The sequence below is a fragment of the Haloarcula hispanica ATCC 33960 genome, from assembly GCF_000223905.1.
Lineage (GTDB): Archaea > Halobacteriota > Halobacteria > Halobacteriales > Haloarculaceae > Haloarcula > Haloarcula hispanica.
Map to the genome: position 1 here is coordinate 395,719 of NC_015948.1, position 22,344 is coordinate 418,062.

Here is a 22,344-nt window from a genome sequence, read left to right on the forward strand (position 1 = left end):
CCATGAGTCAAGCAACAGACACAGACGTCCGCGAGGACGGCATTATCGAAAGCGTCTCGGGACCGGTCGTAACGGCTCGGGACCTCGACGCCCGGATGAACGCCGTCGTTTACGTCGGCTCGGAAGGGCTGATGGGCGAGGTCATCGAGATCGAAGGAAACATCACCACGATTCAGGTGTACGAGGAGACCTCCGGTGTCTCCCCCGGCGAACCCGTCGAAGGGACGGGCTCGCCCCTCTCCGTGGACCTCGGGCCGGGCATGCTCGACGCCATCTACGATGGTGTCCAGCGCCCGCTCGACGTGCTCGAAGAGAAGATGGGGTCGGCGTTCCTCGACCGCGGTGTCGACGCGCCGGGTATCGACTTGGAGAAGACCTGGGAGTTCACCCCTGAAGTCGAGGAAGGCGACGAGGTCGAGGCCGGCGACATCGTCGGCACCGTCCCCGAGACGCCGAGTATCGACCACAAGGTGATGGTCCCGCCCGACTCCGAGGGTGGCGAGGTCGTCGCCATCGAATCGGGCAACTTCAACGTCGAAGAGACGGTCGTCGAACTGGACAGCGGCGAGGAGATCCAGATGCACCAGGAGTGGCCGGTGCGCCAGCAGCGCCCGACCGTCGACAAGGAGACCCCGACGGAACCGCTCATCTCGGGCCAGCGCGTACTCGACGGCCTGTTCCCGATTGCGAAGGGCGGGACGGCCGCCATTCCCGGTCCGTTCGGGTCCGGGAAGACGGTCACCCAGCACCAGCTCGCCAAGTGGGCCGACGCGGACATCGTCGTCTACGTCGGCTGTGGTGAGCGTGGCAACGAGATGACCGAGGTCATCGAGGACTTCCCGGAACTGGAGGACCCGACCACCGGCAACGCGCTGATGGACCGGACCTGCCTCATCGCCAACACGTCGAACATGCCCGTCGCGGCGCGTGAATCCTGCGTGTACACGGGGATTACCATCGCGGAATACTTCCGCGACATGGGGTACGACGTGGCGCTGATGGCCGACTCCACCTCCCGGTGGGCCGAGGCCATGCGCGAAATCTCCTCCCGACTCGAGGAGATGCCGGGCGAGGAGGGGTACCCCGCGTACCTTTCCGCTCGCCTGAGCGAGTTCTACGAACGTGCCGGGTACTTCGAGAACATCAACGGGACCGAGGGCTCTGTCTCAGTTATCGGGGCCGTCTCGCCGCCTGGCGGGGACTTCTCCGAGCCGGTCACCCAGAACACGCTGCGTATCGTCAAGACGTTCTGGGCGCTGGACGCGGACCTGGCCGAACGCCGGCACTTCCCCTCTATCAACTGGAACGAGTCGTACTCGCTGTATCGCGACCAGCTCGATCCGTGGTTCGAGGACAACGTCCGGGCCGACTGGCCGGAGACGCGCCAGTGGGCCATCGACACGCTGGACGAGGAAGCGGAACTGCAGGAGATTGTCCAGCTCGTCGGGAAGGACGCGCTGCCGGAAGACCAGCAGCTGACGCTCGAGATCGCCCGCTACCTGCGCGAGGCGTGGCTCCAGCAGAACGCCTTCCACGACGTGGACACGTTCTGTGAGCCCGAGAAGACCTACCGCATCATGGACGCCGCCAAGACGTACAACGATGCGGCCTTCGAGGCGCTGGATGCCGGTGTCCCCGTCGAGGAGATCACCGACATCGACGCCGCGCCGCGGCTCAACCGTATCGGCGTGCAGGAAGACTACAACGAGTACATCGACGACCTCGAAGACGACATCGAGTCTCAACTGCGGGAGCTGTACTAACAATGAAAGAGTATCAGACAATCACGGAGATCAGCGGACCGCTGGTGTTCGTCGAAACCGACGAACCGGTCGGCTACGACGACATCGTCGAAATCGAGCTCAGCGACGGCGAGACCCGCCGTGGCCAGGTGCTCGAATCCGCGAGCGACTACGTTGCCATCCAGGTGTTCGAGGGGACCGAGGGTATCGACCGCGATGCCTCTGTTCGCTTCCTCGGCGAGACGATGAAGATGCCCGTCACCGAGGACCTCCTCGGGCGGGTCATGGACGGGACCGGTCAGCCGATCGACGGTGGGCCCGAGATCGTCCCCGACGAACGCCGCGACATCGTCGGCGAGGCGATCAACCCCTACTCCCGGGAGTACCCCGAAGAGTTCATTCAGACGGGTGTTTCGGCCATCGACGGCATGAACACGCTCGTCCGCGGCCAGAAACTGCCGATCTTCTCAGCCTCCGGCCTGCCGCACAACGACCTGGCGCTGCAGATCGCGCGACAGGCGACGGTGCCGGAAGAGGAGGACGGCGAAGACGACGAAGGGTCAGAGTTCGCTGTCATCTTCGGCGCGATGGGTATCACGGCCGAAGAGGCAAACGAGTTCATGGACGACTTCGAGCGCACCGGCGCGCTGGAACGCTCCGTCGTCTTCATGAACCTCGCGGACGACCCGGCCGTCGAGCGGACGATTACGCCGCGGCTGGCGCTGACCACCGCCGAGTACCTTGCCTTCGAGAAGGACTACCACGTCCTGGTCATCCTGACGGACATGACCAACTACTGCGAGGCACTGCGCGAGATCGGTGCCGCGCGTGAGGAGGTCCCGGGCCGGCGTGGCTACCCCGGATACATGTACACTGACCTGGCACAGCTCTACGAGCGTGCCGGTCGGATCGAGGGTCGCGAGGGGTCCGTGACTCAACTCCCGATCCTGACGATGCCGGGCGACGACGATACGCACCCGATTCCGGACCTGACCGGGTACATTACCGAAGGCCAGATCTACATCGACCGCGACCTCAACAGCCAGGGCATCCAGCCGCCGATCAACGTTCTGCCCAGCCTGTCGCGGCTGATGGACGACGGTATCGGCGAGGGGTTGACTCGCGCCGACCACGCCGACGTGAAAGACCAGATCTTCGCCGCGTACGCGGAAGGTGAGGACCTGCGCGACCTCGTGAACATCGTCGGTCGCGAGGCGCTGTCGGAACTGGACAACAAGTACCTGGACTTCGCCGACCGCTTCGAGGAGGAGTTCGTCGATCAGGGGACCGACACGGCCCGCAGTATCGACGAGACGCTCGAACTCGGCTGGGACCTGCTCTCGATGCTCCCGAAGGATGCGCTGAACCGCATCGACGAGGACCTCATCGAGGAGCACTACCGCGAGGACGAGACCGCCGAAACTGTCGAAGCCGAAGCCTGACAACGGCCCTATATCTCACGGCTCTTCGCAATTTTTACCATATATTTTGGGTACGCGACTGTTTAGCGTTGACCTCCTATACTAGAGTGCACTATGCCAGAACCAGGGAGTGAAGCGATATGGCTGTGGTTAGGTACAGCGGGCATGTTCCTCGGCATGCTATACTTCATCGCGCGTGGCTGGGGTGAAACCGACAGCAGGCGTCAGAAGTTCTACATCGCGACAATACTGATCACGGCAATCGCGTTCGTGAATTACCTCGCGATGGCACTCGGGTTCGGCCTGACGTTCATCGAGTTCGGCGGGTCGGAACACCCCATCTACTGGGCGCGATACACCGACTGGCTGTTCACGACGCCGTTACTGCTGTATGACCTCGGACTGCTTGCAGGGGCAGACCGCAACACCATCGCCTCGCTCGTCAGCCTTGACGTGCTGATGATCGGTACCGGTGTGGTCGCGACGCTAAGCGCAGGGAGCGGCGTGCTGTCGGCCGGCGCGGAACGGCTGGTCTGGTGGGGTATCAGCACCGCCTTCCTGCTGGTCCTGCTGTACTTCCTGTTCGCCTCGCTGTCCGGTCGGGTCGCAGACCTGCCCAGCGACACGCGGAGCACGTTCAAGACGCTGCGAAACCTCGTGACGGTCGTGTGGCTGGTCTACCCGGTCTGGTGGCTCGTCGGCAGTGAAGGACTCGGCCTCGTCGGTATCGGGATCGAGACGGCCGGCTTCATGGTCATCGACCTCGTCGCCAAGGTCGGCTTCGGTATCATCCTGCTCCGTAGCCACGGCGTGCTTGACGGTGCTGCGGAGTCGACCAGCACCGGCGCAACGCCTGCAGACGACTAACGACTGCCGTTCGCCGACTTCGTTTTTTGGGTGTCGATCCGGAAGCGGCGGCGCTCGAACCGAAATAACTGGAAACCGTTAACTGCCTACGTCGAAAAAAGACCCGTAATGGCTAAGGACGTCAAACCCACGCGCAAGAATCTGATGCAGATCGAGGACCGCATCGAGCTGTCCGAGCGTGGGCACGACACGCTGGAGAAGAAGCGTGACGGCCTCATCATGGAGTTCATGGACATTCTGGACCAGGCTCAGGACGTCCGTGAAGACCTCGACGGTTCCTACGAACGGGCCCAGCGCGCGATCAACATGGCCCGGGCGATGGAAGGCGACGTGGCCGTCCGCGGGGCCGCCGCAGCACTGAAAGAACACCCGGAACTGACGACCCAGTCGAAAAACATCATGGGCGTCGTCGTCCCGCAGATCGAGTCCAGCAAGGTCCGGAAGTCACTGGACGAACGCGGCTACGGCGTCATGGGAACCTCGGCCCGCATCGACGAGGCCGCCGAGGCCTACGAGGAACTGCTCGAGAACATCATCCTCGCCGCCGAAGTCGAGACGGCGATGAAGAAGATGCTCGAAGAGATCGAGACGACGAAACGGCGTGTCAACGCCCTCGAATTCAAACTCCTGCCCGATCTCTACGACAACCAGGAGTACATCGAGCAGAAACTCGAAGAGCAGGAGCGCGAAGAGATCTTCCGCATGAAGAAGATCAAAGCCAAGAAAGAAGAGGAAGAGGACGCGCTCGCGGCCGAAGAGGAAGCACAAGAAGAGCCCGAAGCGGTCACTGCTGACGACTGATCGGGGAGTCCGTCCTGACCGGTATCGTTTTTGCGCTTTCAGGTTCGTGCTTGAGTATGTCCTGTCCCGACTGCGGTGGCGACCTCGTTTCGTTCCCAGTCCCGGCCGATCTCCAGCAGTTTCTCCCCGGGAACGCACCGGGGGCCAGCGTCTGCCAGTCCTGTTTAACTCTCGAACCGGAGACGGAGCCACCCACTGCTGTCCCGGACTTTACTGGTCTCGATAGTTCCATCCCCGATAACGACGGCGCAGCGGTCCCGCTGGTGTTGCTCGTCGGGCTGCTCGATTCGCTGGCGATGCACCGGGCGGAGATCACTGCGTTGCTGGAACGAATCGAGCGTGAGGGCGTCGACCCGCTACTGGTACTGGACCGCCTCGACGCCAGCTACGGGGAGGCGGCCCACGTCGACCTCGGCCGTCGTCGTCGGCAACTGGAACAGTTGTTATAACAGAACTGAAAGTGCGAACGACGGTCGTTAGACGCCCGTCGAGTAGCGCAGCAGGCCGGCGACGCCGCCGAAAGCAGTCAGCAGCTGTTCGCCCTTCTCGAAGTCCGTCGAGATGAACACCGTCTCGGTGCCGCGCTGGTCGGCCAGTTCCATCAGGTGGTCGATGGCGTCGTCGCGCTCGCCGTCCTCGGCGTCGACGGTGGCGCCACAGCGGGAACAGTCGTGGTCGTCGGTGCTCGCGTTGCTGTTGATGAGTTCGTATTCGTCGTGGCCGTTCTCGCAGGTGTAGGCGACCACGTCCTTCCGGAGGTCCTCGGAGATGAGCAGCTGTTCGACCGCGCCCATGTTGAGGTTCTGGCGCGTCTGGTCGAAGCCGTAGGTGGCTTTGTCCCCGTTGTGGAGCTGCTTGAAGAAGTCCTCCATGAGCTCTTTGTCACGGAGCATCTCGTGTTCGGCCAGCACGTCATCGGCCGCGTCCACGAGGTCGTACAGCCCTGACTCGTCGGTGTAGGCCACGTCGAACTTCCCCAGTACCATGTCCTGCAGTTCGTGGTGGAGGTAGTCGCCGTCGAGGAACTCGTCTTTCGTCGGTGAGGGCCCGCCGACGAGGATGCCGTCCAGTTCGTGGCGGTCGGCGACGAACAGGTCGTTGGCCATGCCGGCGACTTCCTGATAGAAGTTGTCGATGGCTTCGAGACGGAGGCGGGCGAAACGCTGGGCGGACTGACCACCTTTTCGCTGTTTGCCCGGGACCAGCGAGGAGGCGGATTTGACGGGTTCGACCCGTTTGCCCTTCAGCCAGCCAACGTTGGCCTCGCGTCGGTCGAGCACGATGAGGCCGAACAGCCCTTTGTCGGCCAGCATGTGCTCCAGGGGCTCGGTGAGGAACTCCGAGTCACAGTGATAACGGAACGACTCGATGGGGTCCGGCGGGGATTCGAGTACCTTCGTTACCATGTCGGTCCGACCGCCGCCGGTGTCGAATGCACCCGAGAACACGACCAGCCCGTTGTCAGGAGGTCGCACGTCGTAGTACCGGAGGCGGTCCTTGATTGAAGTGAGTGCGTCCTGCACCGCCGTCCGGGTGTCCTTCGATTTGATGTTCGAGGCTTCGGAGTGCTCCTGGGTGACGTGAGCGACGACATCGCTGATCAGCTTGTCCTCGGGCACGTAGATAGAGACGAGTTGGGTTCCCGAGCCCTGGTACCCTTTGAGTTCCTCTATGACCTTCCGGAACTCGTATTTCTGCTTGTCAGATTGTTCCTGTTCCTGCTGCTCGCTCATTACTCTATGTTGGCCGAGGTGGCGTAAGAACCTGTTGACAGCGAGGGGCGCGAACGAAGTGAGCGGCCCTCGCACCGGAACGGCGACCATCGGGAGCCGTGGAGGGAGGGAGCGAAGCGGCAAAGCCGTGAGGCCGATACGACAGACGTGACAACCGAGATACCTGACTGGCCGTGAAACCACCTATTCTGAACGTCGCCTGGCCCGTCACGATCCAACAAATGACAGTCGCATTTATATGACTGCCTGCATTGTACCCAAGCAATCAGACTATGGCGGGGTATGTGTGTACGATTGCGGGCGGCAAGGGCGGCGTCGGAAAGACGACGACCGCGGTAAATCTCGGGGCTGTGCTTCAGGAGATGGGCTACGATGTCGCCGTCGTCGACGCGGATCTGGGGATGGCGAACCTCGGCTCGATGCTCTCTGTAGAGCCCGAAAAGAGCCTCCACGAGATTCTGGCCGGTGAGGCTGCCGTGAGTGAGGCTTTGACTGATGCGCCGGGTGGACTCACGGTGATTCCGGGTGAACAGTCGCTGGAGGCGTTCGCGGACGCTGATCCCGCAAAGCTCAGGAAAGTCATCAAGACGCTCCGAAATGCCTACGACGTGGTGTTGATCGATACCGGGGCTGGACTGAGCCACGAAGTCGCCGTGCCGCTTGGGCTGGCCGACGGAATCGTCCTCGTCACGACCCCCGACGACGTTGCGGTGGGCGATACGGTCAAAACGGCCCAGCTAGCGAACCGAATCGACGGGACCGTTCTCGGTTCGATCATCAACCGCGCGACCCGCCACACTGACGTCGCGGCCATCGCCGAGCAGATGGAGTTCCCGCTGCTTGCGGTCATTCCGGACGACCCGCAGGCGACGACAGAGGAACCGCTCGTGCTCAACGCCCCCGAGAGCACGGCTGCCGACGCCTATCAGCGGCTGACCGAGGCGCTGGAGGGTGTGTTCTTCCGCGGCGAGAGCCCCGAAACGGATATCGAGACGATACTCGACGACGAGTGGTTCCTCGACGACACCGAGGATCACTCCGATGTCGACGACGACGAGGACTCCGGCGGTGTGTTCGGACTCTTCAACTGACGGCTCTGTACCCGCCAGCCGGTCCGGTCTCAGCCCGCCGCTCCGACCGCATCTCGCTGTCTCTGACTCATTCCGGAAGCGGCGGCCACAGCGTCGCGACCGTTTCCTGAATGAGTTGAGTCTGTGCCCGGCGCAGTCGCTCCGAGAGCGACGACGCAGAGATGTCCAGTTCCTGGGCCACGGCGTCCAGCGACGTGCGCCGCGGAATCTCGAAATACCCCATCTCGTACGCCGTCCGTAGCGCTTCCAGTTGTCGGTCAGTGAGCCCGTTGCCGGGCGACTTCGGCTCCGCATCCCGGGTCAGCCGCTCAAGTCCGAAGTCCGCGTTTCGCTGCCAGAACGAGGCGAACTCGGTGAACGCCGCTCGGTCGGCGAACCATCCCAGTTGCTCCCACCCGTCTGCGGTCACGGTTATCCGTTCGATGATGGCGTCTGCCGTGGCGAGTGCTTCGAGTCCGTCCAAGTCGTCGATTTGGCCACCGAGTTGCTCCTCGAAGCTCAGTGCCGGCACTGCCTGATACCGACGGGTGTCGCCGGCCGTCCCGATGCGTGTCCACTCCTCGATATCGTGGGCATCAGTGAACGCCCGCTCGATGGCCTGCTCGGAGCCACCCGTCACGGTCCCAATAAACAGCGGGCGACGACCGTGGTTGTACTGCAGTGAGAGGGTGATCGTCGCTTCGGGTACCGCAGCCGCGACCGACACGAGCGGCAATGAGTCGCAATCGATCTGAAATTCTGCGATAAGCCCCGTACGGCATCGCTCGCTGCCAGTGCTGAAGCGCCTGTCGAAACAGAGCATCGGTGTGGCTGTCGGTCCTGCTTTCGACACCCTACTTAAACGGCCCAATCACTGAGAGAACGGCTTAGCCCGACTGCGTTCGACCGTATGTTGTATGCAGCCGACACAATCCGCAGATGAGATCGGAGTCGAGTTCGAGCGCTACGGCGACGGCCAGCCACTCCTCCTCCTGCACGGCGGGATGGCCCCCACGGAGTACTGGGGACCGGTTATCCCAGAGTTCGAGGGCTACGGTGCTGTCGTCCCCCAGCGTCCGGGGTTCGGGACCTGTCTCGACTCCCCGGCGGAAACAAACGCCGACGAGGTGCTGGATCGTGAGGTCCGATATGTCCGGGCGCTTGCCGACGCTGTCGACGGCGACCCGATCCTGTTCGGGCACTCCTACGGCGCGCTCACCGCTATCGAGGCCGCGACGGCTACAGAAGTCGAGGCTGTCATCGCGTACGAACCGGCGGTACTTCCCGCCGAGTACCGGGCCGACGCTGACCTCGCTGACCGAATGGCATCGCTCGTACAGAACGGGGAGCCAGAAGAAGCGGTGAAACGCTACATCGAACAGGTCCTCCACCCCGACGGTATCGACGACCTCGACGCTTGGCTGGCGGAGTGGCCCGTCTGGCCCGACTGCGTGGCCCTCGCCGAGGAGGTCGTCCGGATGAACCGATCCGTCGAACAGTACCGGCTCCCCGACCGTCTGGATGTCGACACACCGACTCTCGTTCTGTCTGGCACCGGCGGGCCGGACTTCCTCCGGCAGAGTGCCCGGGCCGTTCACGACGCACTCCCACACAGCCGATTCGTCGAGTTCGATGGGGTCAGCCACAGCGGCCCCGCCGAGGCACCTGCACTAATCGCGGCGGAAGTCGACGCGTTCCTGCAGAATTAGGCCGGCTCGACGGACTTTTCGCGGCAATCGCGCCTGTCACATCGGATTCCCGACGCAGACCGCTCCTACATCGAGGTCGGCGCTTCGACGCCCAGCGCGTCGAGGGCGTTCGCAATCGTGGTCCGGGTCCCGTCGACGAGGGCCAGCCGTGCGGCGCGGGTCTCGTCGTCGGCGTCGAGAACCGGACACTCCCGGTAGAAGGCGTTGAACGTTTCGGCGAGGTCGCGGGTGTAGGTGGCGACGGTGTGCGGCGTCAGGTCGTCCGCGGCCGCCTCGATGACGGCGGGGAACCGGGCCAGTTCGCGGAGCAGGTCCCGCTCTTCCGGTTCCGACAGTGGATCGAGGTCGGGTTCGGCTGGGATGTCAGCCTCCACGTCGCCGAGGATGCCACAGCAGCGCGCGTGGACGTACTGGACGTACGGCGCGGACTGGGCCTCGAAGTCCAGCGCGCGGTCCCACTCGAAGGTGATGCCCTTCGTCGGCTGTTTCGAGACGATGTCGTAGCGCACCGCGCCGATGCCGACCTGACGAGCGATACGGTCTATGTCGTCCGCGTCGAGGTCGCCGCGGGTCCGGTCGTCCAGTCGGGACTCAACCTCTTCGCGCGCGCGGTCAATAGCTTCATCGAGCAGGTCGTCGAGGTCGATGCCGGTCCCCTCCCGCGTGCTCATCCCGCCTTCGGGAAGGTTCACCCAGGAGTAAAACACCTGTCGGAGCTGGTCGGTGTCGTTGTCCAGCAGTTCCAGGGCCGCCGAGAGCTGGTCGGCCTGGAGCTTGTGGTCCTCACCCAGCACCGTGACGGCGCGGTCGTAGGTATCGAACTTCCACTCGTGGTGGGCCAGGTCGCGGGTGGTGTACAACGATGTGCCGTCGGAACGCAGGAACACGAGGTTCTTTTCGAAGTCGGGCAGGTCGAGCTGCCAGGCGTCCTCCTCGTAGACGGCGCAGTCGAGGTCCTTCAGCCGGTCGACCAGGTCGTCCGTGTCGCCGTTGCGCATGAACCGCGTCTCTTTGACGAACTCGTCAAACTCCGCAGGGAGGCGACCGAGCGTGTTCTGCATTCCGCCCAGCACAGTGTCGACGACCTCGGCGACGCGTTCGTACGTCTCTTCGTCGCCGTCTTCGAGGCCCTGCAAAATCGACTGGACCTCGGCCTCCGCTGCCTCGACTTCGTCGGGGTCGCCCTCTTCGAGGACAGTATTGCCCTTGCGGTAGTACCGAACCATCTCGTACTCCGGGGACTCTCGCTCGGGTTCGGGCAGGTCGGACTCGTCGAACGTCTCGTAGGCCCAGGTGAACACGGCAATTTGGCGGCCGGCGTCGTTGACGTAGTAGTGGCGGTCGACGTCGTAGCCAGCGTAATCGAGCACGCGGGCGACGGCGTCACCGATGATAGGGTTTCGTGCTCGCCCGACGTGGACCGGGCCGGTCGGGTTCGCGGAGGTGTGCTCGACGACGACGCTGGTGTCGCGGTCGGGAAGCCGCCCGAACTCGCTCTCCGTGACTGACTGCAGGGTCTCGGCGAAGTACGCCTCGCTCGGGAGGAAATTGACGTACGGCCCTTGTGTCGTCACAGCACTGACGTAGGTGAGGTCGTCCGTGTCAATCGCCTCGGCGATGTCGCCGGCGACGTTCGGCGGCGCAGTACCGACCTCGCCGGCCAGCCGGAAGGCAACGCTCGACGCTAACACGGCGTCGACGTCCTCCGGTGGTTCCTCGATACCGAGGTCCTCGGCCGGCAGGTCGAGGGCTGTGAGTGCGTCGGCGAGGGCGTCCTCGACCTCCGCACGGAGCTGCAGGAACATACGCCGGGCTTTCGCGGCGGGGAGTAAATGGGTAACGAAACCCCAGCCACGTTAGACCGATTCCTGTCTGTCTCAGGTCAGGAGCCGCGGGCCGAACACCATCAACAGGAGGCCGCCGATCATCGACACCGTGATCGCGATGGAGACGGCCGTCGTCACCCGCCGCCCGTCCGAGACGGGGAGCCGCGAGACGAACGACTCGGTCGATGCCCGCAGGATGTGGCCGCCGTCGAGCGGGAACGTCGGGATGAGGTTGAACTGGCCGATGACGAGATTGATCCAGCCAGTCCAGAACAGGACGTTCGCGAGCAGGAACACCGGCGTCGTTCCGAGCGCCCCGAGCGGTCCCTGGACGGTGTAGAAGTTCGTCGCGATGCCGGTGAAGCCGGCGAAGTTGTAGCCGAAGCCGCCGGCGACGCCGATAAAGGGGAGCAAGAGCGTGCTGAAAATCCGCTGGGCGAACGAGAACTCGGAGACTGACGTGGGGGTGTCAGGCGATCCGCCGAGGAATTCCAGGAACGCGGCGGCGGGATAGGCGTCGATGCCGAAGTCACTGACCTGGATGCCGCTGATACCCTGCTGGATGCTGACGCCGATGATACCGTTGTCGACCTGCTCACTCTCGGCCATCGTCACCTCGTAGGTCTCGCGTGCACCGTCGACGTAGCCGGTGACCGACACCCGGTCACCGGGTTCGCCGCCCTCAAGCGCCTGCATCAGCGCCGTCCCGCTGTGCGTTCGCTCCCCGTTGACCTCGGTGATTATCATGCCCTCGCCGCTCGGTGCCCCTTCCCCGGCGAGCGGGCCGTCCTCGGCGACCAGGACGTATGCGCCGAGCGGTGTCGTGACCGTCTCCCCGGACTCAGTTTCGACTGTCGCAACGGGATGGTTTCGAGCCGCCTGTTCGAACTCACTGCTGGTAGCCACGGCAGTCCCGTTGACCGAAACAATCGTCTCACCGGTTCCAAGCGGCGCGCTCTGGAGGGCCGCCGAGACGACGACGGACCGCTCGACGGTGACTGTTTCGGCATCCTTACGGGCCACTTCGACAGTCTGTGCGTCGCTTTCGACGAGCACCGATTCGAGTTGCTGCTGGTTCTCGACCGACTGGCCGTTGACCGCCGTAATAACGTCGCCTGACTCGATACCCGCGTCGGCGGCGGGGGTTCCGTTGATCGGACTTCCGACCGGCACGCCGTCGACGACAGCGACAGCGCCGGCGACCGGCCCGAACAGCAACAGGAGCGTGATGATCGCGAGCGCGAAGTTGTTGGTCACGCCGGCCGTGTACATCCGGGCCTGGGCGCCGCGGTCGGAGCGCAGGAGTTCGTCTTCGTCGGGTTCGACGAACGCGCCGATGGGGATGATCGCCAGCAAGGCCAGCCCCATCGACTCGATGTCGATGTCCTCGACGCGACAGAAGAGCCCGTGGCCGCCCTCGTGGACGACGAGGCCGAGCAACAACCCGAGCACGATTTCGGGTGCGACCGACAGCGGGAGGAAGTCGTTGACGCCGGGAATCGCCAGCGCGTTCCGCGGCTCGTTCAGTGCGGAGGGCTGTGGGTTGACGAGCGCTTGGTAGGCCCCGAGCGCAACGAGGAGGAAGGAGCCGACCATCACCACGAGTCCGAACCCGACGCCAAGGTTCCCCCAGGCCCGCCAGAACCGCTTTGGCCGTGCGAGCCAGTCGAGGACAGCTTTGCCCTTCTGCGTGTGAATCGTCGTAATCGGGCCGCTAAAACGAATATACTCGGGGACAACGCCGCGGGTCCGTAGCGCCATCGCGAGGAGGGTGTAAGCGACAAGGCCCGCGAGGACCCACGTCAGCGTACTCACCATTTACCCGAAACTAGGTTTAGCCAAGCAAGAGGGTTTGGTTTGGGACACACCGCCAGCAGCCAACGGTGAAGTGACCGCGCTGCAAACGACCACACAATGTACGACCGCGTTCTCATTCCCGTCGACGGGAGCGACGAATCCACGGCAGCCGCACGGCGCGGCCTCGCACTGGCCAAGGACTTCGACGCGACTGCCGAGGCGGTTCACGTCGTCGACCAGCGAGCACGCAGGCTCACGCGAACGGACCGCGAGAGCGGACGCCTCCGCGAACACGGTGAGTCCGTCCTCGCTGACATCGAGTCGCTCGCCGCCGATATCGGCCAGCCCGTCACGACGGAGCTTCTGGAGGGGAAACCGAGCGTACAGATCGACAAGTACGCCCGCGAAACCGACGCAGGGCTCATCGTCCTCGGTCGACAGGGACTGACCGGTCTCGGGAAGCGACTCCTCGGTGGCGTCACCGAACAGCTCCTGCATCGAACTGCGGTGCCCGTGCTCGTCGTTTCGGGGGAGAAACAGGCGGAAAGGCGCGAATTCGACTACTCACGAGTCCTCGTCACAACTGACGGGAGCGAGAACGCAAACACGGCGACGCGACACGGCGCGGCGGTAGCAGACCGGTACGACGCGACAGTACACGTCCTCAACGTCGTCGATATCCAGGCCGCCGGCGGAGCGTTCAACGCTGGCGGACTGAACGAGGCGTTCATCGAACGACTGGAAGCGGACGGGCATGACGCCGTCGCAGCAACCGCCGACGACCTCGAAACGGCGGCTTCGGACGTATCGGTAGAAACCGCCGTGGAACGGACGGACTCGCTCGATGGCGTCGCCGCTGGCATCCGCGAGTACGTCTCCGATCGGGACATCGACCTCGTCGTGATGGCGTCACACGGGCGCTCGAACCTGAAGCGCCAGCTGCTCGGTAGCGTCACGTCGCAACTGCTCCGAACTGTCGATGTCCCCGTGCTAGTGACGCCCCGTTCGACCTGAGCGGATGGACGAACCACCCGTTCTATGTATCGTGGGAACGTATCGCAAGACGGTGCCGGACAATGCCAGAAACCTGCGGTATCTGTGGTGAGACGGTCCCCTTCGACGCTACCGTCCACGCGATGATTCACACGCACAGCGAGACGGGCGTCATCGACGTGTACGTCTGTCAGGACTGCTACGACGAGCGTCTCGGACCGATGTTCGAACGGGTCGACACGCAGGAACAGTCGCCCTGAAGTCGCCGTTTCAATAGCCTGTTACGGGTGGGTAGGACCCGCCTACCCCGGGACTACTCGTTCCGGCGGAACCGTTCCACAACGAACTCCTGGTCCAGTTTCGCGATGAACGTCCCGAGCTGTGGGCCTTCGGTGTCGTCGAACAGGAGCTGGTAGCCGGCCGAGAAGAACTCGCCGATATCGATGTCGTTTCGCTTCGCCGTCTCGTATATCTCCGACTGAATCGCCTCGCCATCGTGGCCCTCGGCGATGAAATCGGCCAGCTCGTCCAGCGCGGCCGCCGTCTCGTCGTCGAAGGACACGTCCGGAATCTCGGTTCGCTTGAGTTCGTAGTTGAACTCGTTGTCAGTGCGGCTGGCCCACTCTTGGGCGCGCTCGACGCGGGCGAGCGCTTGTTCGACGGCCCACTCCGGCGCATCGTCCGGGATGTGGCCCTCTTTCCGGGCGATCTGCTCCCGCTGTTCCGGGTCGTCGGTCATCCCGAGGACGGCGGCGAACGTGTAGGGGATTCGAACCCGCTGTTCACGCGGTTCGTCCACGACCATCGGATAGGCTTGCTCCGCAAGTTCGGCGTCGTCCTCACTGGCCTCGGCCTCTCCGAAGTACCGCCGCTCGAACCGGTCGAACTCGTCGACGAGCTGGTCGACGTTCTCGACGGAGAAGTCCCGCTGCTTCCGCGGGTCCTTCACGAAGAAGTATTTGAACACCTCGGGTTCGAGGATATCCAGCACCTCGTCGACGGTGATGACGTTGCCCGAGGACGAGGAGAGCGGTTCGCCGTCGAGCGTGAACCACTCGTACACCATCGGGACCGGCGGCTGGATGTCCAGCACGTTCTCGGCGACGTCTTCGCCGGAGGGCCAGGAGCCCTCGGCGTGGTCCTTGCCGAACGGCTCGAAGTCGACGCCCAGAATCTCCCACTGGGCGGGCCACTCGAACCGCCACGGGAGTTTCCCGTCCCGGAGCGTCGCCGTTCCCTCGTGACCACAGCCCTCGATGGTCTGGTCGCCGGCTTCGACGTCCTCACAGACGTATTCGACTTCGCCGGCGTCGAGGTCGACATCGGTGACGCCCTCGGTGAGCTTGCCGCACTCCTCGCACTGGGGCAGGAACGGGACGTAGTCGTCGCCGACCTTGTTCTGGTATTCGGCGAGCACGTCGCGGGCCCGGTCGGCGCGTTCGAGCACGCGGCGGGTCACGGGTTCGAACTCGCCGTCGGCGTACAGCTCGGTGTTCGAGACGAACTCCACGTCCACCCCGACCAGCTCGGCGCTTTTTCGCAGGAGTGTCGTGAAGTGCGCGCCGTAGGAGTCACAGCAGCCGAAGGGGTCCGGGATGTCGGTGTACGGTTTCCCGAGGTTCCGCCCGAGCGCGCCGGCGTCGACCTCGCCGAGGCCGACGACGTTCCAGTCGAGGTCGGCGAGCTGGCGGGGCACCGCCCGAAGCCGGTCTTTGTCGTCGGCGGTGAACACCTGCCGGACCTCGTGGCCGCGGTTCCGCAGGGCCTCGGCGACGTAGTAGCCCCGCATGATCTCGTTGAAGTGGCCGATGTGAGGAACACCCGACGGGGAGACGCCGCCCTTGATGACGATTGGGTCGTCGGGGTCGCGCGCTTCGATAGCGTCGGCGACGGAGTCGGCCCAGAACGCCCGGCCGCCGCCGCGGCCAACCTCGTAGGGGTCTTCCGCCATCTATGCCTCCGGGAGAATCTCGGACCCGTCGAACTCACCATCTTCGACCGCGCGCACGACGTGTTCGGGGTCGGTACCGTCGAGCACTATCGTCCGGATGCCGGACCGCTGGATGATTTTCGCGGCCAGCAGGTCGACGGGTGCGCTGCTGCCAGCGTCCATCTCGATGTCGGCAATCACGTCGACGAGTTCGCTCGCGCCGAGTTCGTCGAACCGCGTCGCGTCGTCGTCTTCGTTCGGGTCGGCGTCGTAGACGCCCGGGACAGACGTCGCGTACACGAGCAGGTCCGCGCCCACGTACTCCGCGAAGGCGGCCGCCACGGCGTCGGTGGTCTGTGCGGCGACGATGCCCCCGAGGACAGGGATGTCCCCGCGACGGATGGCTTCCCGGCCCTCGTCGTAGCTCTCGGCGGGTGTCGGCGCGGCGCGGTCGTCCAGGGCGGCGATCAGTAGCCGGCCGTTCAGCCGCGTGACGGCGATACCGAGCTGGTCGAGCTCGATTTCGTTTGCGCCGAGGTCGCGGGCGGTGCCGATGTAATCGCGTGCGGTCGGTCCGCCGCCGACGACGGTCCCGAGCGTGTGTCCCTGTGCATCGAGCGATTGGATGGCGCCGGCGTAGTCGGCGACCCGTTCCGCGTCGAGGTCCGGGGCCAGTACGCTTCCGCCAATGGAGACGACGACTTTCATTAGCCCGCCGTAACCGCGATGCACTCTTAAGGGTTGTCAAGGCCACTGACTGCTGTCTCTCTAGTCGGCCCTTTCTGGTACCCACTGCAATCGCTGTCGGTCGCGTCCCCGCGAGAATGTCCGTCTGACGCGTGCCCGACGTGCTGACGCGTGTCTGACGCTTCTGGAAAACTAACGGTGAAATGCGCCGCTTGTTGGCGCTACAGATGGTGATATCTCTCTTTCACAGACCGCTCAAAACACCACGAAACTTGCGTCGATTTACGGTCTAAGAAGGCTTTGTGAAATGTCTAAAAGAATCTGAACCGGTTGTAAAAAATGCGTTTTAGCTCGATTTGTCCTGAAAGTGACCGAAGTGACCTGAAGGTTCCTTCCTTTATATACTCCCGGCGGGGTTACGAAGAAGTGAGGTGACAAAGATGAGCGCTACCGCAACGCCCTCCGGCGAGGAAGAGCCCTCCAAAGAAGAGCGACTGAAGTCGTTCCTCGCAGAGAAGGCAAGTGACGGCGAGATGTATTTCAAGAGCAAGTTCATCGCTGATGAAGTCGGTCTCTCCCCGAAAGAGATCGGTGCCCTGATGGTCAAGCTCAAGGACAGCGCGTCCGAGATCAACGTCGAGAAGTGGTCGTACACGAGCGCGACCACCTGGCGTATCGAGCCAGCGTAGACGACCGGTCCCCGCGTACAGTTCTCGGACGATAGTACCTGCTATAGTAACAATTGAAACGATTTATACACTGATCGCACTGCCATCGTGCGATCAGGTGTGCATTGATTTTCAACGGCTACTATAGCTGTGTGATCGTTCGCGGAGTATTTGTGCCCGCATCGTTTACGAGTAGCTGATGAGTGGCTCCGCGGACCCGCCGTCGCCTGACCGACTGGCCGGCGTGTTCTCCGTCTCGTCAATGCGGCGGACGGATGGAACTGTCCAGTATCTCGGCGACCCGCTAGTGCCACCAGCCGCCGCTGTCGAGCAACTCAGACCGCTGTTTCGACAGCGGGGCTACGACGTTCGGCTCGAAGAACTCGGCCCGGAATCCGGCGATACAGCAGCCACTACGAGCAACGGTGGCACTACTGTCGTCGGCGGTCCGGCGGTCGATGACTCGATGACCGCCACCGGTGGTGCGTTGAACGCGCGCCCGAACCAGTACGCACTGATCGCGGAGCCCGCCGACACGGACACTGGCGGTATCCCGTGGCTCAACATCGGGCTCCTGTTCGCGACTATCGCGTCGACCCTCTACGTCGGCGCGAGCGCCTGGTACTACATCCCGGTCGCGGAGGACCCGCTTCGGATTTTCGAGGCCTGGCCGTTCGTGGTCGCGATGCTCGGCGTGCTCGGTATCCACGAACTGGGCCACTACGCCGCGGCCCGATACCACGGTGTCGACGTGACGCTCCCGTATTTCATCCCGTTTCCGTCGTTTCTCGGAACGATGGGGGCGGTCATCAACATTCGCGGACGCATCCCCGACCGGACGGCGCTGTTCGATATCGGTGTCGCTGGCCCGCTCGCTGGGCTCGTCGCGACGACCATCGTCACGGTCATCGGCCTCTCGATAGACCCAATTACGGTGCCGGAACGCGTGGCAAACAGCGACACCGGCGTCATCATCACGTTCAATTATCCGCTGCTGTTCCAGGCGCTGGAGGCCCTGGTGAACACGCTGGGACTCGGGACCGAGGTCGGCCCCGGCGAATCGGTCCACCCGATCGTGTTCGCCGGCTGGGCCGGGATGTTCTTTACGTTCCTGAACCTGCTCCCGGTTGGGCAACTCGACGGCGGCCACATCGTTCGGTCAATCGTCGGGCAGCGCCAGGAGACGGTCGCCGCCGCCGTTCCCGGAGCGCTGTTCGCACTCGCCGGCTACCTGTATTTCACCCGCGACCCGCCGCCGGTCGGTTTCGGCGTCTGGGGCCTGTGGGTGTTCTGGGGCCTGTTCGCCACCGGACTCGCGTACGCCGGTCCGGCCCGCCCGACCGTGGATACGACGCTGGACCGACGGCGGGCGCTGCTCGGCCTGTTTACGTTCCTACTGGGGCTGGCCTGTTTCACGCCGGTTCCGTTCGAGATAAGTGCGATTTGACCGTTAGCTCGCGTCGCGGTCTGGCCGTTCTCAGTGTGAGTACCCGCGGTCCGGAAGCGTCTCCCCGTTGAGCGTGACGCCGCGCTCGGTGACTGACCCTATCCGATGGAGCGGGCACGACACGGCCTGTCTGGCCTCGGACACGTCGGACTCGGGCAGCGTACAGACCAGCTCGAAGTCCTCGCCGAAGAACACGCCCAGCTCCCGTCGTTCCTGTGGCGTCTCCGCGAGCGCGTCGACTTGCGCGTCTATCGGGAGCGGCTCTTCGACAGCAAAGCCACAGCCGTTGGCCTCGGCTAACTGGTGCAGCGAGCGGGCCAGCCCGTCGCTCGAATCCATCATCGCCGTCGCGTGCGGTCGGAGCGCGACACCCGCACGTACGCGGGGTTCGAACTGAAACAGCTCGTTCGCCCGGTCGGTGTCGCCCCGGTCGAACAGTTCGAGGGCGGCGGCTGACCGGCCCAGCGTGCCGGTGACACAGACCGCGTCGCCGGGCGACGCGCCCGAGCGCCGGATCGGGTCCGCGGCCGCCCCGATGGCCGTCGTCGCGACGGTGAACTCGTCGTGGCTGTCCAGGTCACCGCCGACGTACTCCGCGCCGACCGCGTGACACACGTCCTGTGCGCCGTCGACGAACGCCGCGAGTTCGTCCGCTTCGAACGACGGCGCGCCGTACGCGGCCACCGCGGCTGTCGCGTCGGCCCCCATCGCGGCCACATCCGACAGCGAGGCGGCGACGGCCCGCCAGCCCGCCGTGTAGCGGGTCGTCCCCGTCGGGAAGTCCGTCCGCTCGTGGAGCATATCCGTCGTGATGACCTGGCCGTCCACGACGGCGCAGTCGTCGCCCGCGTCGGGAAGTCGGTCGGCGAGGTCGGCGAGTGCAGCCCGCTCGTCCATACCCGGTCGTCGGTGTCCCGGGGCAAAACCCTCGGGGTATCGGTCGGCGGGACAGGGTCGGTGGGTTGAAACCGGAGACTGCCAATCCCATCCACATGGATGGGAACCGGATGGCGACGGTCGTCGGGTTCGCGGCAGCACTGGCCGTCCTTGGGGGGCTGGTGTGGTTTGTCGGCATCGACGAGACGCTGGATGCGCTCACCACGGCGGACCCGTGGGCGCTTCTCGCTGTCGCGGGCATCGCCATGCTCTGGCTCGTCTCGTGGGGGCTGGCGCTGTGGACGGTCCTCCGAGCGCTTGACGCACCGGTTGCGCCACACACAGCCGTTCTCGTGTTCGTCGCCGCCGTGTTCTCGAACAACGTCACGCCCTTCGGCCAGGCCGGCGGCGAGCCCGTGAGCGCGCTGTTGATATCGACAGCCGCCGACACCGAGTACGAGACCGGGCTGGCGGCTATTGCTACCGTCGACACGGTCCACTTCCTGCCGTCGGTCGGGTATGCCATCGTCGGCTTCACGTTCGTCGCCGCCGGAGCGGTCCAGTTGACCCGAAACCTGGCGTTTGCCGCCGGTGCTGTCGCGGTGCTCGCGGTCGGCATCCCCATCGCCGCCGTCCTGGGCTGGCGACACCGGGACCGCATTCAGGCGGCGGTCGTTCGCGGTGTCGCACCCGCCCTCGCCGCGGTGTCGAAGGTCGTTCCCCGGTGGTCCCCGCCGTCCGCCGAAAACATCGAGACACGAATCGAGGGGTTCTTTTCGGCCATCGAACGCATCGCGACGGACCGGCGGACAGTCCTCCAGACCTTCGGGCTCTCGGCCTTTGGCTGGCTCTGCCTGTCGGCGTCGCTGTGGACGTCGCTGTACGCCGTTGGGGCACCAGTCCCGGTCGAAGTCGTCCTGCTTGTCGTTCCCGTCGGGAGCATCGCCAGCGTCGTCCCGCTTCCCGGTGGGTCGGGCGCTATCGAGACGGTACTCGTGACGCTGCTGGTCTCGACGGCCCCGATTTCGGCCGCCCTCGCCACCTCTGCGGTGCTGATCCACCGCGTCGGGAGCTACCTGCTGCCGACGGTTATCGGCGGCGGCGTCGCTGCCGCCCTCAGTGTCGACCGGGCCGCGTCCGAGGAGTGACACTCACAGTTCCTGACGGGAGAGAGCATCGCTGCCCTATGGGCGAGTGAACGGTTCACGCCCGCCGACTGCGAACGACGCGTTTAAATGACGGCGACGGAAAGAAATCTGCAATGGCTACACTCTACGACGTTCCCCCCGAGGAACTCATCGAGGCACTTACGGAGACGCTCGCAGACGAAGACGACATCGAAGCGCCGGACTGGGCCGAGTACACCAAGACCGGCGTCGACCGCGAACTCCCACCCGAGCAGGAAGACTTCTGGGCGCGACGCGCGGCCAGCCTGCTCCGAAAGGTCGCCGTCGACGGCCCCGTCGGCGTCAACGCCCTCCGCTCCGAGTACGGCACCTCGAAGCAGGGAACGACCCGCTACCGCGTCCGCCCCCACCACAAGACCAAGGGCTCGGGCAACATCATCCGGACGGCGCTCCAGCAGCTCGAAGACGCCGGCTACGTCGAGACCAGCGAGAACGACGGCCGCCGTGTCACCGGTGACGGCCGCAGCCTCCTCGACGACACCGCAGGCGACCTCCTGACGGAACTCGACCGTCCGGAGCTCGAACGCTACGCGTAACTGACGCCTTTCTCGCTGTTTTTCAGCCGGCCCGTAGCTCCTGCTCCGAAATCGTTTTCCGACCGACTCCAGTACTCTAATACAACTATGAGTGGCGACCCCAGCGAGGAGGAGCTCGAAGAACTTCGGAAACAGAAGATGGAGCAGCTCAAGGAACAGCAGGGCGACGAGGGCGAGGCGCAGGAGGCGGCCAAGCAGCAGGCCGACGCCCAGAAGCAGGCAGTCCTCAAGCAGAACCTCACCGACGGCGCACGCAAGCGGCTCAACACGGTCAAGATGTCGAAACCGCAGGTCGGGGAGCAGATCGAACAGCAGGTCGTCGCGCTGGCCCAGAGCGGCCGCGTGCAGGGCCGGATCGACGAGGACCAGATGAAGGAGCTCCTCTCGGAGCTGACGCCCGACTCCAAGAGCTTCGACATTAAGCGCCGGTAGATGCGCTGTGCCCTGTTGTACAGCGGGGGCAAGGACTCGACGCTGGCGGCGCTCTTGCTCGACCCCTTTTACAACGTAACGCTCGTCAGCGGCTCCTTCGGCGTCCGTGACACCGACCCCGCTCGGGAGAGCGCGTCGGCTGTCGGCTTCGACCACGCGACGGTCGATCTAGACCCGGACGTGGCCCACGACGCCGTCGAGCAGATGCACGACGACGGCTACCCGCGTAACGGCATCCAGCAGGTCCACGAACACGCCGTCGAAACCGTCGCCCGGGGCGACTGGGTCGCCGAGGCTGACGACATCGACACACTCGATGCCGTCGCCGACGGCACCCGTCGCGACGACCGGGTACCGACCATCGAGCGCCCGCTCGCCCAGAGCGTCGAGGACCGCTTCGGCGTGGACTACCTCGCGCCGCTTGCGGGTATCGGCCGCGGCGCTATCGACGCGATGGCTGCAAACCGACTCGTGGTCGAGAGCGGCCCCAGCGCCGAGATTCCGAAGGCCGACTACGAGGTCGAACTCCGCGCGCTCCTGCGGGAGCGCTACGGCGAGGGTGCCGTGACCGACGTGTTCCCCGAGCACACGCAGTCACGCGTGCGGGGCCTGCGGTAGCCGT

Annotated in this window: 22 protein-coding genes; 15 read left to right on the forward strand and 7 right to left on the reverse strand. The window is 64.5% G+C overall.

What is annotated here, in order from left to right; all coding sequences use genetic code 11:
* The first annotated feature begins 2 nt into the window (after positions 1-2).
* The 5 genes from HAH_RS02040 to HAH_RS02060 all read left to right on the forward strand — a co-directional run bounded on the left by HAH_RS02040 (position 3) and on the right by HAH_RS02060 (position 5,280).
* Positions 3-1,763 carry an ATP synthase subunit A gene (locus tag HAH_RS02040; RefSeq protein ID WP_014039409.1) on the forward strand — a complete coding sequence of 587 codons (1,761 nt, stop codon included), beginning with the start codon at positions 3-5 and terminating at the stop codon, positions 1,761-1,763.
* 2 nt (positions 1,764-1,765) lie between these two features.
* A complete protein-coding gene (locus tag HAH_RS02045) occupies positions 1,766-3,184 on the forward strand; it encodes an ATP synthase subunit B (RefSeq protein WP_014039410.1) in 1,419 nt (472 codons plus the stop codon).
* A gap of 93 nt (positions 3,185-3,277) precedes the next feature.
* Positions 3,278-4,030, forward strand: coding sequence for a bacteriorhodopsin (locus tag HAH_RS02050; protein ID WP_023843114.1), 753 nt, complete (start codon positions 3,278-3,280; stop codon positions 4,028-4,030).
* Positions 4,031-4,138: 108 nt separating this feature from the next.
* Positions 4,139-4,831 (forward strand): V-type ATP synthase subunit D, encoded by a 693-nt coding sequence (locus HAH_RS02055; RefSeq protein ID WP_004593983.1) that lies wholly within the window; start codon positions 4,139-4,141, stop codon positions 4,829-4,831.
* A gap of 56 nt (positions 4,832-4,887) precedes the next feature.
* Positions 4,888-5,280: a DUF6276 family protein gene (locus tag HAH_RS02060; protein ID WP_014039412.1), complete on the forward strand. Its 393-nt coding sequence runs from the start codon at positions 4,888-4,890 to the stop codon at positions 5,278-5,280.
* Between the two features lie 27 nt (positions 5,281-5,307).
* Here HAH_RS02060 and prf1 read toward each other — a convergent pair whose 3' ends face one another.
* A complete protein-coding gene (gene prf1, locus HAH_RS02065) occupies positions 5,308-6,564 on the reverse strand; it encodes a peptide chain release factor aRF-1 (RefSeq protein ID WP_014039413.1) in 1,257 nt (418 codons plus the stop codon).
* 272 nt (positions 6,565-6,836) lie between these two features.
* Between prf1 and HAH_RS02070 the strand changes: the two genes are divergently transcribed.
* Positions 6,837-7,655, forward strand: coding sequence for a MinD/ParA family ATP-binding protein (locus tag HAH_RS02070; RefSeq protein WP_008311088.1), 819 nt, complete (start codon positions 6,837-6,839; stop codon positions 7,653-7,655).
* Positions 7,656-7,722: 67 nt separating this feature from the next.
* Here the strand turns inward: HAH_RS02070 and HAH_RS02075 are convergent, their stop codons facing one another.
* Complete coding sequence (locus HAH_RS02075) at positions 7,723-8,457, reverse strand: helix-turn-helix domain-containing protein (RefSeq protein ID WP_044951653.1); 735 nt, start codon at positions 8,455-8,457, stop codon at positions 7,723-7,725.
* A 94-nt stretch (positions 8,458-8,551) separates the two neighbouring features.
* Between HAH_RS02075 and HAH_RS02080 the strand changes: the two genes are divergently transcribed.
* Positions 8,552-9,343, forward strand: coding sequence for an alpha/beta fold hydrolase (locus tag HAH_RS02080; RefSeq protein WP_014039415.1), 792 nt, complete (start codon positions 8,552-8,554; stop codon positions 9,341-9,343).
* A gap of 65 nt (positions 9,344-9,408) precedes the next feature.
* Here HAH_RS02080 and argS read toward each other — a convergent pair whose 3' ends face one another.
* Positions 9,409-11,148 (reverse strand): arginine--tRNA ligase, encoded by a 1,740-nt coding sequence (argS, locus tag HAH_RS02085; RefSeq protein WP_014039416.1) that lies wholly within the window; start codon positions 11,146-11,148, stop codon positions 9,409-9,411.
* A 72-nt stretch (positions 11,149-11,220) separates the two neighbouring features.
* The gene (locus tag HAH_RS02090) at positions 11,221-12,987 is read right to left on the reverse strand and encodes a site-2 protease family protein (protein ID WP_023843115.1); all 1,767 of its coding nucleotides are present in this window, start codon (positions 12,985-12,987) and stop codon (positions 11,221-11,223) included.
* A 96-nt stretch (positions 12,988-13,083) separates the two neighbouring features.
* Between HAH_RS02090 and HAH_RS02095 the strand changes: the two genes are divergently transcribed.
* Positions 13,084-13,980, forward strand: coding sequence for a universal stress protein (locus HAH_RS02095; protein WP_014039418.1), 897 nt, complete (start codon positions 13,084-13,086; stop codon positions 13,978-13,980).
* A gap of 62 nt (positions 13,981-14,042) precedes the next feature.
* The gene (locus HAH_RS19835) at positions 14,043-14,219 is read left to right on the forward strand and encodes a hypothetical protein (protein WP_014039419.1); all 177 of its coding nucleotides are present in this window, start codon (positions 14,043-14,045) and stop codon (positions 14,217-14,219) included.
* A gap of 53 nt (positions 14,220-14,272) precedes the next feature.
* On the opposite strand, the gene lysS is transcribed toward HAH_RS19835, so the two are convergent.
* Both lysS and pyrH read right to left on the reverse strand, forming a co-directional pair.
* Complete coding sequence (lysS, locus tag HAH_RS02100; RefSeq protein ID WP_014039420.1) at positions 14,273-15,910, reverse strand: lysine--tRNA ligase; 1,638 nt, start codon at positions 15,908-15,910, stop codon at positions 14,273-14,275.
* Positions 15,911-16,597, reverse strand: coding sequence for a UMP kinase (pyrH, locus tag HAH_RS02105; protein ID WP_014039421.1), 687 nt, complete (start codon positions 16,595-16,597; stop codon positions 15,911-15,913).
* A gap of 419 nt (positions 16,598-17,016) precedes the next feature.
* Between pyrH and HAH_RS02110 the strand changes: the two genes are divergently transcribed.
* Together HAH_RS02110 and HAH_RS02115 are read left to right on the forward strand one after the other, a co-directional pair.
* Positions 17,017-17,265, forward strand: a complete 249-nt coding sequence (locus tag HAH_RS02110) for a DUF7123 family protein (RefSeq protein WP_004518404.1) — start codon at positions 17,017-17,019, stop codon at positions 17,263-17,265.
* A gap of 178 nt (positions 17,266-17,443) precedes the next feature.
* Positions 17,444-18,691, forward strand: a complete 1,248-nt coding sequence (locus tag HAH_RS02115; RefSeq protein ID WP_014039423.1) for a site-2 protease family protein — start codon at positions 17,444-17,446, stop codon at positions 18,689-18,691.
* Between the two features lie 30 nt (positions 18,692-18,721).
* Here HAH_RS02115 and thiL read toward each other — a convergent pair whose 3' ends face one another.
* Entirely contained in the window at positions 18,722-19,588 is an 867-nt protein-coding gene (thiL, locus tag HAH_RS02120; RefSeq protein WP_014039424.1) for a thiamine-phosphate kinase, read from the reverse strand.
* 95 nt (positions 19,589-19,683) lie between these two features.
* Between thiL and HAH_RS02125 the strand changes: the two genes are divergently transcribed.
* The 4 genes from HAH_RS02125 (at position 19,684) to HAH_RS02140 (ending at position 22,340) form a co-directional block, all read left to right on the forward strand.
* On the forward strand, positions 19,684-20,715 hold the full coding sequence (locus HAH_RS02125; RefSeq protein WP_014039425.1) for a lysylphosphatidylglycerol synthase transmembrane domain-containing protein: 1,032 nt from the start codon (positions 19,684-19,686) through the stop codon (positions 20,713-20,715).
* A 113-nt stretch (positions 20,716-20,828) separates the two neighbouring features.
* Positions 20,829-21,290, forward strand: coding sequence for a 30S ribosomal protein S19e (locus tag HAH_RS02130; protein WP_008311072.1), 462 nt, complete (start codon positions 20,829-20,831; stop codon positions 21,288-21,290).
* An 87-nt stretch (positions 21,291-21,377) separates the two neighbouring features.
* Complete coding sequence (locus HAH_RS02135; RefSeq protein ID WP_014039426.1) at positions 21,378-21,722, forward strand: DNA-binding protein; 345 nt, start codon at positions 21,378-21,380, stop codon at positions 21,720-21,722.
* Entirely contained in the window at positions 21,723-22,340 is a 618-nt protein-coding gene (locus HAH_RS02140) for an alpha hydrolase (RefSeq protein ID WP_014039427.1), read from the forward strand.
* The last annotated feature ends 4 nt before the right edge of the window (positions 22,341-22,344 follow it).